17 protein-coding genes are annotated in these 11,479 nt (G+C 46.3%); 15 read left to right on the forward strand and 2 right to left on the reverse strand.

The annotated features are described in order from the left end of the window. Positions 1 to 43 precede the first annotated feature (43 nt). The 11 genes from NYE45_RS08300 to NYE45_RS08350 all read left to right on the forward strand — a co-directional run bounded on the left by NYE45_RS08300 (position 44) and on the right by NYE45_RS08350 (position 6,608). A complete protein-coding gene (locus NYE45_RS08300) occupies positions 44 to 964 on the forward strand; it encodes an SDR family oxidoreductase (RefSeq protein WP_340016361.1) in 921 nt (306 codons plus the stop codon). A 49-nt stretch (positions 965 to 1,013) separates the two neighbouring features. Beyond that, entirely contained in the window at positions 1,014 to 1,160 is a 147-nt protein-coding gene (locus NYE45_RS08305) for a hypothetical protein (protein WP_340016362.1), read from the forward strand. A gap of 16 nt (positions 1,161 to 1,176) precedes the next feature. Continuing rightward, positions 1,177 to 1,758 (forward strand): DJ-1/PfpI family protein, encoded by a 582-nt coding sequence (locus NYE45_RS08310; RefSeq protein WP_264930205.1) that lies wholly within the window; start codon positions 1,177 to 1,179, stop codon positions 1,756 to 1,758. After that, a complete protein-coding gene (locus NYE45_RS08315) occupies positions 1,755 to 2,333 on the forward strand; it encodes a GNAT family N-acetyltransferase (RefSeq protein WP_076330232.1) in 579 nt (192 codons plus the stop codon). Before NYE45_RS08310 ends, NYE45_RS08315 begins: the two co-directional genes overlap by 4 nt. Continuing rightward, positions 2,330 to 3,214 carry a serine/threonine-protein kinase gene (locus tag NYE45_RS08320; protein WP_340016363.1) on the forward strand — a complete coding sequence of 295 codons (885 nt, stop codon included), beginning with the start codon at positions 2,330 to 2,332 and terminating at the stop codon, positions 3,212 to 3,214. The genes NYE45_RS08315 and NYE45_RS08320 overlap by 4 nt, the downstream gene beginning before the upstream one ends. Positions 3,215 to 3,306: 92 nt before the next feature. Beyond that, a complete protein-coding gene (locus NYE45_RS08325; protein WP_340017335.1) occupies positions 3,307 to 3,675 on the forward strand; it encodes a hypothetical protein in 369 nt (122 codons plus the stop codon). Between the two features lie 2 nt (positions 3,676 to 3,677). Further along, the gene (locus tag NYE45_RS08330) at positions 3,678 to 4,397 is read left to right on the forward strand and encodes a GNAT family N-acetyltransferase (protein ID WP_340016364.1); all 720 of its coding nucleotides are present in this window, start codon (positions 3,678 to 3,680) and stop codon (positions 4,395 to 4,397) included. Beyond that, entirely contained in the window at positions 4,394 to 4,558 is a 165-nt protein-coding gene (locus NYE45_RS08335; protein ID WP_340016365.1) for a hypothetical protein, read from the forward strand. The genes NYE45_RS08330 and NYE45_RS08335 overlap by 4 nt, the downstream gene beginning before the upstream one ends. A 114-nt stretch (positions 4,559 to 4,672) precedes the next feature. Beyond that, positions 4,673 to 5,011: a hypothetical protein gene (locus NYE45_RS08340; RefSeq protein ID WP_340016366.1), complete on the forward strand. Its 339-nt coding sequence runs from the start codon at positions 4,673 to 4,675 to the stop codon at positions 5,009 to 5,011. Positions 5,012 to 5,249: 238 nt separating this feature from the next. Continuing rightward, positions 5,250 to 6,032: a glutamate racemase gene (gene murI, locus NYE45_RS08345; protein ID WP_340016367.1), complete on the forward strand. Its 783-nt coding sequence runs from the start codon at positions 5,250 to 5,252 to the stop codon at positions 6,030 to 6,032. A 15-nt stretch (positions 6,033 to 6,047) separates the two neighbouring features. After that, a complete protein-coding gene (locus NYE45_RS08350; RefSeq protein WP_340016368.1) occupies positions 6,048 to 6,608 on the forward strand; it encodes a histidine phosphatase family protein in 561 nt (186 codons plus the stop codon). Between the two features lie 71 nt (positions 6,609 to 6,679). Here the strand turns inward: NYE45_RS08350 and NYE45_RS08355 are convergent, their stop codons facing one another. Both NYE45_RS08355 and coaA read right to left on the reverse strand, forming a co-directional pair. After that, the gene (locus NYE45_RS08355) at positions 6,680 to 7,042 is read right to left on the reverse strand and encodes a DUF423 domain-containing protein (RefSeq protein WP_339169297.1); all 363 of its coding nucleotides are present in this window, start codon (positions 7,040 to 7,042) and stop codon (positions 6,680 to 6,682) included. Positions 7,043 to 7,110: 68 nt separating this feature from the next. After that, on the reverse strand, positions 7,111 to 8,040 hold the full coding sequence (coaA, locus tag NYE45_RS08360) for a type I pantothenate kinase (RefSeq protein ID WP_340016369.1): 930 nt from the start codon (positions 8,038 to 8,040) through the stop codon (positions 7,111 to 7,113). Between the two features lie 194 nt (positions 8,041 to 8,234). Between coaA and NYE45_RS08365 the strand changes: the two genes are divergently transcribed. The 4 genes from NYE45_RS08365 to NYE45_RS08380 all read left to right on the forward strand — a co-directional run bounded on the left by NYE45_RS08365 (position 8,235) and on the right by NYE45_RS08380 (position 11,028). Next, entirely contained in the window at positions 8,235 to 9,023 is a 789-nt protein-coding gene (locus NYE45_RS08365; protein WP_340016370.1) for a DUF3891 family protein, read from the forward strand. 230 nt (positions 9,024 to 9,253) lie between these two features. After that, the gene (locus tag NYE45_RS08370; protein WP_340016371.1) at positions 9,254 to 9,763 is read left to right on the forward strand and encodes an 8-oxo-dGTP diphosphatase; all 510 of its coding nucleotides are present in this window, start codon (positions 9,254 to 9,256) and stop codon (positions 9,761 to 9,763) included. 291 nt (positions 9,764 to 10,054) lie between these two features. Beyond that, a complete protein-coding gene (locus NYE45_RS08375) occupies positions 10,055 to 10,540 on the forward strand; it encodes a GNAT family N-acetyltransferase (protein ID WP_062833408.1) in 486 nt (161 codons plus the stop codon). 53 nt (positions 10,541 to 10,593) lie between these two features. Next, positions 10,594 to 11,028, forward strand: a complete 435-nt coding sequence (locus NYE45_RS08380) for an NUDIX domain-containing protein (protein WP_340016372.1) — start codon at positions 10,594 to 10,596, stop codon at positions 11,026 to 11,028. The last annotated feature ends 451 nt before the right edge of the window (positions 11,029 to 11,479 follow it).

Raw genomic sequence — 11,479 nt, forward strand, 5'->3', positions numbered from 1 at the left:
TAGGTAAGAAGTAAGCAATTTACCGAGGAAAGAAGGTCACGCCGTGACAGTAGAGGAACACTTAATAGAGGCCGGACAGGGACGGATTAACACAGGTTCTGATGCAGTGAAAAAGACGAAGGAAGGAGCTAACGTTCCTGTGGCCTTAATTACAGGTACATCCAGTGGTTTCGGTATGCTTACGGCAATCACCCTTACCAAGCAAGGATATCTTGTTGTGGCTACAATGCGTGACCTGAGTCGAAGAGAAGAATTGGTGAAGCTGGCTGAACAGGCGGGGATATCCGAGCGTTTGCAATATGTGCAACTGGATGTGACCGATGCTGAATCGGTGCAGAAAGCTGTGAGTACCGTACTTCACAACCATGGCCGAATCGACATACTGGTGAACAATGCGGGATTTGCGGTGGGCGGATTCATTGAGGAAGTATCCATGGAGGATTGGCGGCGTCAGATGGAAACCAATCTGTTTGGATTAATCGCCGTTACACGTGCGGTTCTGCCTGTGATGCGTGAACAAGAGCAGGGGCTGATTATTAACTTGTCCAGCGTAAGCGGGTTGTCCGGTTTTCCAGGGTATGCGCCCTATGCTGCCTCCAAATTCGCTGTGGAAGGGTTTACGGAAAGTTTGCGCCATGAGATGTCTTCGTTTGGCGTTCGGGTGGTATTAGTAGAGCCTGGCTCTTATCGCACGCCGATCTGGAATAAGGGTCTGGGGGAAATTCACCGTAACGAACATTCTCCATACAAGCATAAGCTGGATGCGGTTCTTCGTTATTCCAAACATGCGAGTGAAACTGCACCTGACCCACAGGAAGTGGCAGATCTGATTGGCCGAATTGCGCGGATGCGTGCACCAAGGCTTCGATATGCGCTGGGAAAAGGTTCGCGTGTGCTGATCATAGGCAAAGCGGTACTACCCTGGAAGTGGCTGGAGCGGATCATCGCCCATGGCTTGAAGTAAAGGACACAAGAATTATGATTACGTAATTTCCAAAAGGGAGGGACTAGCCGTGTTCGAAGTTATAGTCATTATGTTACTTCTTATCATTGTGAGTCTGCTCTTTCATATCAATAGCAAGCTGCCAGCGCGTGACCGGCTGAAGGAAGCGATGGAACGTGATCGGATTCAGAAACATAACCAGGATGCTCCAAATTAAAACGCGGAGGTTACCAATGAAAATTGCATTCGTTTTGTTTGATGGACTGACTTTTCTTGATTTTGCCGGATTTTATGATGTGATCAATCGGTTGAATTTCTTTGAACCAACCAAAGGAACGACGTGGGAAACCTGTGCCATGACAGATCAGGTCACGGATGAGTCTGGTTTAACGTTGAAGGTGGATCGAGTGAAGCCTGACCTGTCGGAATATGATCTCGTGTTTATCCCCGGGGGCATGGGAACGCGCAAGCTTCGATATGACGAGGCCTTCGTAGGTTGGCTGAAACAGGCTGAGTCTGTGCCTTTGAAGGTTTCGGTGTGCACAGGCTCTCTGCTGCTGGGTGCGGCTGGTTTTTTATCCGGTAAAAAAGCAACAACACATCCCCGTGCATATGATTTGCTTGAGCCGTATGTCGCCGAGGTAATTCAGAAGCGGATTGTAAAAGATGGAAATGTAATTACAGCCGGTGGAGTAGCCACGTCCATTGATCTGGGGATTTATGTTGTTGGTTTGCTCGCAGGGCAGGAAGCGGCGGCGAATGTGAAACTTCAGATCGATTATCCTTATGAGATGCAGGGAGTGGTAGAAGAATGAACGAAGATCGAAAGCAAGAGACCTATATCATTCGCAATATTCAGCGAGATGAAGCAGACATCTACTGGCCTTTGCGACTGGAAGCACTGAAAACACATCCCGAAGCCTTCGGGGCTTCGTTCGAGTTGTCCATTCAGATCCCCATGAATGAAGTGCAAGAGCGCATACATAATGAGCCCGATGATTATATTCTCGGGGCATACACAGCAGAAGGAACTCTCGCGGGAATGATGGGGTTCAAAAGGGAGTATGGCCTAAAACTCAGGCACAAAGGCATGATCTGGGGCGTCTATGTTGCTCCGTCATATCGTGGAAGTGGCCTAGCTTCGCGCTTGCTCCGCGAGGTGCTGGATCGCGGAAGACATCTGGAGGGCATCAAGCAGATTAATCTGAGTGTTGTTACAACGAATGAATCAGCCCGACGTTTATACGAGCGATATGGATTTGAAGTTTATGGCATCGAACGTAACGCATTGGAAGTCCATGGCCAAGGATATGATGAGGCGCATATGAATTACTTTTATGCGGAGCGTTCAACATTGGATGATGATATCAGCACAGGAGGAGTCCGATGACAGATCATGTTGAACATGAGATCGATGGTGTTTCCTTTGTCTTGAAAGAGTCTCATTCTTTCGATTGGTTACGGCCCTTGGGTATGGTCTTTCGCGTATTCGATCAGCAGGATTCAGGGAATCTCTCCTTCGGTATTGTGCAAAAGGATGGAAAGCGATTGTTCGTTAAATATGCGGGAGCACATACAATTCATGCAAATCATACGGGAAGTCCCCCGGAAGCCATTCGTCATCTGAAATCATCTGTTTCCGTCTACGAAGATTTGGCTCATGACACGTTGATTCGACTAACGGATCACTTTGCAACGGATGAGGGGTATGCCTGTGTCTTCGATTGGGTGGATGGCGAGTGTCTGCATTCCCATTGGTATTTCCCGCCTCCGGCCAAGTATGAAGATCCACGTTCGCCCTACTATCGGTTCAGACAGCTTCCGGTGAAAACACGTATTCTGGCAATGGAGCAGATTCTGAATTTTCATATCGAGGTGGAACGAAGAGGTTATGTGGCTGTTGACTTGTATGATGGCAGTCTGATCTATGATTTTGACAAAGAATTTATGAAAATTTGCGATATCGATCTGTATCGGAAGGGCTCTTTTACCAATACCATGGGGCGTATGTGGGGATCTTCCCGCTTTATGTCTCCCGAAGAGTTTGAACTAGGCGCACCCATAGATACGGTTACCAATGTATTCAATATGGGGGCAACGGCGTTCGGGTTGCTTGGCGGGGAGAAAGATCGTTCCTATGCCAGATGGGATGCCGGAGAAGCATTGTATCAGGTTGTGATGCGTGCAGTGAGCGACGATCGGTCCGAGCGGTATGCAACGATTGCGGAACTCGGTGAGGCATGGAAAGAAGCTGTGATGCAAGGTCAATGAGTGAGTGGGCGGGATTTTCGCAAATATGCAAAATCCATTCGTATGTGCATGTGAAATCCCGTATAATGGAAATTATTAAGGGGGTGCAGACGATGTGCAGATATGCCATGTCAGGACCATATAAAGATATCTATGCCTGCTTCAACTGTCGCAAATCATTCAAACAAGTTTCCAGATACGACGTTAGCCCTGAAGTGGCTGCAAAGCTTGAATATAAGTGCCCGCAATGCGCCGCATCTATGGTTAACATGGGACAGGATTTTCAGGCACCTAAGCAACGTGATAGCAAACAATGGACCAAAGTGATGACGCTGTATCGTCATGGTTTTACCTACCATAATTGCGGGTGCGGAGCTGGATACCGTCCTTCTGATTTACGTGAATTGCCCGAATTTCTGGAGCAGCAGGAAGCTGGTAAAGGCAGTGTAGGCGAACGATTATTGCAAAGGTTAACTTCATAGTTATGCTTCCAAAATCGAACCTGTCACCTATGGAAATGTTGAAAATACAAGCGAATACTTTATATACGATGAACGAGCAGCAGCGCCTCCTAAGCATTAACGAACCGGGTGGTGGGCAGGCTCCAGCCATTTTTATCGGCATGACTTCTGCCGGTTCACTGACCTATTACCATGAGCAGTTACCGCCGAATCTAATGGATGAGTTGGGTAAGGATAGCGAGCTTCCATTGGATATTCCGAAACTGATTCGAAAGGTGGAAACCTTTGAGCCAGTTAACCATGTATGGATGGGACCCGCCTATGCTTTTCCTGAAGCATCAGATGAGTGGGACCTGAAGGTGCAGTTGATCGGTCATGAGCAGCGTTATTTGCTGACGGAGTATTTTCCTGAATTATCGGCTCACTTGCATGAAAAAAGCCCTGTTGCCGCTTATGTTATTGGGGATTCGGCAGTGGCAGTATGCTGCTCTGCAAGGGTCTCCATTCATGGTGCAGAGGCGAGCCTGTATACGGCCCCTGGTTATAGAGGGCATGGATATGCAGCGGAGACGGTAAAGTGCTGGCAGTATTATGTTAAGGAGCGTGGACGCATGCCGATCTACAGTACATCCTGGGATAATCTTGCTTCACAGCATGTTGCCCGCAAACTGGGACTAATTCAGTTTGGTGTGGATTTCAGCATCACCACTCTGAATTCGAGGAAGGGCAGTGACGTCCAATGATCCGCGCTTTCGTACAAAAGGACCTGCAATATGTCATTGAAGCGCATATCCGTATTTATCGAAAAGAGTATAATTATGATGATAGCTTTGCTGAATTTATCACAAATACGGTGAATTCGTTTGGACTTACAGCCGAAGAACAATGGGAACTTGTTCTGTAGTTTGCCGAGAGCTCAAGCATTACAGCCGAACCTGTTGCGTTAACTCGTTGTTGATAGGAGTGGTACAGTGAATCGCAGAAGACTGATTCTGGGTTGTTATCCGTATGCACAGCATTGACGGTAGCAGCATGTTCGACTCGGATAGAAGATCAAGTATTATCAGCAACAATTGAAAGTAACCTGCAGCAGATGGTTAGCGACCCTGTCCTCCTGACCAGCAGCAATCCCAATGATTATATTGCTGGTAACCCGGAGGTATACGAGGACATCCTGAATACGGGTGAGGCAGGACTAGGTCTTCTGTTACGGCAACTCGAATCCAGTCCGGATAATGGTCTTAAGGAATGGATTATGGCTCAGGCAAGTACTGAACTGCTTGGAGAGCATCACCCTGTAGAGACGTGGCATAGTGGCAAGGACTGGCTCAGACAGTATAAAATGAGCGTAGAATAATGGCTTATCTTCTCTATAGTACCTGACTTAGCGGAAGTAATGGAGGAGGCGGAATCGATTCTGAAGAAGCGATAGCGTTCGCCTTAGTCAGCGATCAGAAGAACGATCCGTAACCGGAATGGTTCCCGCAAGTCGTCAAGCACTGTAGTGTGTGATGAGCAAACCTCACCTCCAGTCAGCATGAGCAGCATTGAGAGGTTCCTGGAACCCGAAAGAATACATTATAGAGGTGAAATCCTTGACTAAGAAAATTGCTTTTTTTGATTCAGGCATTGGTGGTTTAACCGTTTTGCATAAGGCATTACAACAGTTTCCGGAAGAACAATTTCTGTATTATGCGGATACCTTGCATGTCCCATATGGAACCAAGTCTGCGGATGAGGTTAGAGGACATATTTTTGATTGTGTGGAAGCCATCGTTCAGGAGGATGTTCAAGCAATCGTTATTGCTTGTAATACAGCAACCAGTCTGGCTGTTAAGGATCTGCGCGCCAAGTACGATATTCCGATTATTGGCATGGAGCCTGCGGTGAAACCAGCCGTGGAGATGAATCGTGACAGTGGGAAGAGAGTGCTTGTATTTGCTACGGCCCTCACCTTGAGCCAAACCAAGTATAACGAACTGGTATCGCGTGTTGATGATCACCACAGTGTGGATTCCATTGCGCTGCCGGAACTTGTGGAGTGGTGTGAACAGCTGGACTTCGATCCGAGAAAAATCGGTGATTATTTCCGGTTCAAGCTAGCAGATCTTGATCTTCAAGGGTATGGCACAGTGGTGCTTGGCTGCACGCATTATCCATTCTATACGTCCATTCTGCGCACGGTTCTGCCCGATCATATACAGATTATTGATGGCAGTACAGGTACGGTGAACCATCTGAAGCAGAGGCTTGGACTGGTGGGTCAGCCTGGAGGCAGAACAGGGGAACAGGTCACTTTCCTCAGTTCATCAGGCCGACCGGAAGAGCAGGAGAAGATGTACAGAGCACTTCAATATCTTGAGATGAACTCCAAGTAAGTTACACCATAGGAGGTGATAGCTTTGCAGTCCATTTACCTTATTCGTCACGCCAAGGCTACGGGGCAGGAACCCGATGCAGAGCTTACAGATGAAGGGCTCAGGCAGGCTGAAAAACTTGCCAATATCTTGGCTCATCATTCCATATCGTATATTGTCTCCAGTCCATGGAAAAGGGCCGTTCAGACGGCTATGCCACTGGGCATAGCAACGCTGCAACCTATACATACGGATGATCGTCTCCAGGAGAGAATACTTAGCTCCGTTAATCTGCCTAACTGGATGGATGTGCTGAAACGTACATACGATGATGTGGATTGGGTGGAAGAGGGCGGGGAATCTTCCAGAACCGCTGCTGCAAGGGGGATCGCACTTCTGGAAGAGTTGTGGAACAGACCGGAACAGCACGGGGCCGTAGTTACACATGGGAACTTGTTATCCCTGCTTATTCGTGAGCATGAACCATCCTTTGGTTTTGAAGAGTGGGCCAAACTTGCGAATCCGGATGTGTATGTGCTTGAGCGACAACGACCAGATACAGGACTGCCCACCATTCGCAGAATATGGACTGATTGAACAGCAAAAAGAGTGCTCCAGCGATTATTCATATCGGCCAGAACACTCTTTTCGTTTATTCAGTGGGATGTTTACAATGCGGCAACAATGATCATAACCCAGCCAGCTAGAAATGCGACTCCGCCGATTGGGGTAATGGCTCCCAATTTGCGAACACCCGTTACACTTAAAGCGTACAAGCTGCCAGAGAATAAGATGATCCCGGCGAACAACAACCATCCGGCAAGCATGACGAGTGAAGAGGATTCGAGGCGGTCTGCCAGCAGTCCGATCAGGATGATTCCAAGTCCGTGGATAAGGTGATATTGAACGCCGGTTTCATAAATTTTGATCATGTCAGCGGATAATTTGCGCTTGAGCGCATGTGCGCCAAAAGCACCCAAAGCGACAGCCAGGAACATCATAATACTGCCTAGGATAATCAGGGTCTGCAATGTGTTTTTCTCTCCTTTTAAGGGTAATTAGATACAACATCAAATGAGTTGTCCAGCATGAATGTTGTTTACAGTTTGCGCAATTGAATCTGCCCAATGGAGTGATCGGCTTCCTTTTTCAGAATCAGCCTGGCCCGTCCTTTGGTTGGCAAAATGTTTTCATGCAGATTCTTGGCATTGATATCCTGCCAGATCTGGTTGGCCGTACGCACGGTTTCTTCTTCATCAATATTGGCGAACCGTTGGTGGAAAAAGGAATCCGTGTTCTGAAAAGCTGTATTGCGTAGCAACTTGAAACGCTCAACGTACCAGTGCCTTATATGTTCTTCTTCCGCATCAATGTAGATGGAAAAATCAAAAAAATCACTAACCAGCAAAGGCGTTTCCTTTTTGATCTGAAGTACATTGATGCCTTCAATAATGAGAATATCCGGCTGACAGATCTGCTTCTCTTCCCCTTGAATGACATCGTAGGCGAGGTGAGAATAGACCGGTGCTTTCACTTCGGGTTTGCCTGATTTCACATCGCCCATGAACTGAATCAGGGATTTGATATCATAGCTTTCCGGGAATCCCTTGCGGTTCATGATGCCCTTCTCTTGCAGCACGGCATTGGGGTATAAGAAACCGTCGGTTGTGACCAGGTCAACCTTGGGGTTATTCTTACCTCTGGCGAGCAGTGCCTGAAGCAAGCGGGCTGCTGTACTTTTGCCCACGGCAACACTTCCCCCAATTCCAATGATGTAGGGAGTGGGGAGAGCTTCTTTTTTCATAAAGGAGGCCGTCAGTCGATTCAGTTCTCGTGAAACTCTTGCATATAAGTCAATAAAGTGGGTAAGAGGCAAATATATATCTTCGACTTCTTGAATCGATACCTCTTCATTCAATCCCTTTAACTGTTCTAATTCGGCTTCCGTCAGTGGAAGAGTGGTCTGATGTTCTTTAAGCTCAGCCCATTCCTTGCGGTTAAACTCGATGTAAGGAGAGTATAAATTCATGAGATCCCGCTTTCTGTATGTAATATAATCGTGGACACAACCTTTAGTGTACCAAATTTCAGGAAACTGACAACACCTTTACATTGTGCATTCCACAATGCCTTTCGTCAAAATGGAGTGAAAAGCAACTTATAGGAAAGTTTAACCCAATTTATGTTAAAGTCAACGTATACCATGCGGAAGGGTGACAGCAAATGATCGTATATGAGAGAGAGCATGATTTTGTTTTGACCGCACAGCATGAGCATGGATTAGTAGCCGGAGAAATGGCTTCCCATTGGAAAAGTGAATTGCTTGCCGATGCTGCGCATCGGGATGATTTAATCCTGGCGGCGAGAGAACACGACCGTGGCTGGATCGAACTGGATTCATCTCCGTTCTGGAATGATTACAGTCAATCGCCGTATTCGTTTCGTGATTTTCCGCTGCGTCCGCGTTTTGTATTCTACCATAAAGGCATTGAAGAAGTTCGGAAGAAAAACCTCTACGCCGGATTACTGTGTAGCTTGATGTATACGGAGCTATTTCAGAAAAATCTGGGGGCCAATGCTCAGGATGATGAAGACATCCGAGATTACCTGAACGAAGAGCTTGAACATCAGTTGAGTTGGGAGAAACAGCTTGGTGGTGATGTTGAAGCGTTAAAACGAAGGCTGCAAAGCGATGTGGAAATCATGTTATTCTGTGATCAGCTCAGTCTGTTTCTTTGTATGGAGGAACCGGGAACACCTGCTGCGCGTTATGATTTTTTTGCAGAAGGACTCAGTTGTACGTTTGATGCCTGTTCCAGACAACCGATTCAGGCAGAGTGGTTATCCAATGAGAAAGTGGGCCTGTCTTTTTTCCCGTTTGATGAGGACTTTACGGTCGTTTTACCCTACAAATCGGTACCGAAGGCAAGTATCCGCAAATTTGGTATGCAGCAGGCTTATCGCCGGGCGGAGTGGAAGGAACGTCGGGTGTTGATTACAAAATTGAAGTGAGAACTCGAACATCCGAGCTCGAGGAATGCACAGCATAGAATATCACAAAACAGGCGGGCTTCTGATGTACAGGGCGTCCGCCTTTCGTATGCATATATAGCATGATGGACTACACTTCGAGACTATTAAAAATACTAATGAATCAGCGTGGGAATAAAGAAGGAAAACACAGGTTATTCCCAGAAATGTTAGTGTACAGCAGAGAAGCGCACGTTAGCGGGAGGACGAAAATGAACACCAGAATAGAGATATTAACGATGTGTATGGTATGGGACAAAATGAATGATCAGGTGCTGCTTATGAATCGGCCGGATCGCAAAGGATTTCCGGGATACATCGTTCCTGGAGGAAAGGTAGATTTTCCAGAGAGTATCGTGGATGGTGCCGTGCGAGAGGTTTTGGAGGAGACGGGGTTAGCGGTTAATGAGATTACGTATAAAGGACTGGATGAGTTCTGTGATCCCGAACAAGGATTGCGGTACATGGTATTCAACTATTTGGCAACTTCATTTGAGGGTCAATTATTGCAAGATCCGCCCGAAGGCGAACTGTTATGGGTGCCTATGAAGCAGGTGTTCGATCTACCTATGCAGGATTGGTTTGCTGAACGTATCCCGCGTTTTTTCCAGGCGGGTACCTTTGAGCGGAGCGTGATCTGGGAGAAGTCATCCGGACGTACTCTGCAAGAGACATTTATGGTGTATAGCGATTCGGTTCTTGAACAGAGTGAAGTTAGATAAGCCTATAGAAAGGTTGGATACAGCATGTAAAATTTCCATTACATGATGGATCATATTGTATCATCCCTATCTATATATTTATATCCATATATTATGATATAATGAAGTTTACTTTTTTTATGGGAGATGACGAGTGACATTATCAAAATCAATCCGGGGCAGATCGTGGTTAATAGATTGAGTGAACTAGTTTGTTGGAACGAAGAATAATATATTTGTAGATTCGCCATACATAGGCTTCTGCAAACAGGACGTAAATGAATATTGTACGATGAAAAGGTGGAGATTGGCATGAAATTGTCGTTCCGGATTTTGGACTGGGAAGAAGAGAAACCGTATGAGCTCTTATTGATGGCTGATCCTTCGAAAGCGATTGTTGACGAATACCTGAGCCGGGGTGTTTGTTTTATTGCCGAGTATGAAGGAGAGATGGTTGGGGAGTTCGTATTGTTGAAGACTCGTCCGGAGACTGCGGAGATTGTTAATATTGCCGTACAGGAAGAACTGCAGGGACAAGGTGTAGGCAAACATATGATTAAGGAAGCGATGGAAGCTGCGCGGAGACTGGGCTGCCGAATTCTCGAGATTGGAACAGGTAACTCAAGCTTTCATCAATTGAAGTTATACCAACGTTGCGGCTTCCGCATTATCGGGGTCGATCGCGACTTCTTTGTGAGGCATTATGAGGAAGAGATTATAGAGGATGGCATCCGCTGTGTAGATATGATCCGTATGGCCATAGATCTGGATGCTGTTACAGAGGATGAAAAGAAATAGGAGATACTCGCTGGGAGTAAGGACCATCTTACAGACGAGGGGAAGAGATCTAAGTGCAACGGTATACGCATATTGGTGTATATGGTTTGGTCGCTTGGGAGCACCAATTCCTGTTGATTCATAAGGCTCGCGGAGCATATCAAGGCAAATGGGATTTACCAGGCGGAAGGCTGGAATTTGGCGAGCAGCCAGAAACTGCTCTTCATCGTGAGATCGAAGAAGAGACGGGCCTAACCCATTTACAATTGGTAATTCGTTCTGCGGAGTCTAGTCTACTTGAATGGGTGCATCAAGGTGAGCCGGAAGAGCTGCACCATATCGGGATGTTGTACGATGTAGTTTTGACCGAAGCGAGTAAGCCGAATCATATCAAAAAAGAGCCCGATGGTGAAGACTCGTTGGGAGCCGACTGGTTTACCCTGGAGCAGGTTAGAGATCTTTCTCTAACGCCGTTTGCAGAGTATATGATTAGTCAAAGTAGAGCTTGATGCGCATCATCAATTATTTTGTTGACTCAAACTTGCTGTATCCAAAGAAGCTGCTCGGATAGTTTATGTCTGGGCTGGCTTTTTTCTGTTGAGCTTCTGAAGAAAAACCCAATTATTTGTTGAATGTGACGTCAAATGGTTAATGTTTAACTTGACGGTTTGTTTTTGAACATAATGGACCACAATTCAATTAAGGAGGTAAAATGGGAGATCGTATGCCTATTTGCTGTAATTAAGCGTTCGTTGTTCTACTCAAATTGCTCGATTTATTCGATTCATCTAATTTATGCATCAATTGAACTAAAAATAGGAAATGCTCCTGAGCGTAAAAGTTTATAGAATAGATATTAGAACACGGACTTCACTTGAAAAAGAGGAGAAGGTGTAACCTTCGAACGGATCAGGACAGTATTCGACATCTGTGCGACGGTATATACAATCATTGTTTTAC

It is taken from the genome of Paenibacillus sp. FSL K6-1318 (assembly GCF_037976905.1).
GTDB classification, from domain to species: domain Bacteria; phylum Bacillota; class Bacilli; order Paenibacillales; family Paenibacillaceae; genus Paenibacillus; species Paenibacillus amylolyticus_A.